This window comes from Aquirufa sp. A-Brett2-15D (genome assembly GCF_054558735.1).
Genome location: NZ_JBSKFT010000023.1, coordinates 1 through 265 on the forward strand (window position 1 = coordinate 1; position 265 = coordinate 265).

Annotated in this window: 1 protein-coding gene; it reads right to left on the reverse strand. The window is 43.4% G+C overall.

What is annotated here, in order from left to right:
* Positions 1-265: hypothetical protein (locus tag ACST14_RS10985; RefSeq protein ID WP_459463486.1), on the reverse strand; the 265-nt coding region annotated here is incomplete at both ends.

Sequence of the window (265 nt, forward strand, 5' to 3'; positions counted from 1 at the left end):
AAGGCAGTAGTTGCGATTGCAGTGGATGCATCACTCGCACCTTGTGTTACAGCTATTGTTCCTGTAGGTAGTGATGGTGTTCCCGTAAACACCGGTGATATAAGGTTCGCCTTTAAATTTAATGCCGTTTGCTGGGCCGTACTGACAGGCTTATTAACATCGCTCGTATTATCTATATTACCTAATCCTAAATTCGTTCTCGCATCTGTACTATTTGTCGCATTCGTTCCTCCATTTGCTATCGCTACTACTCCCGTAACATTCA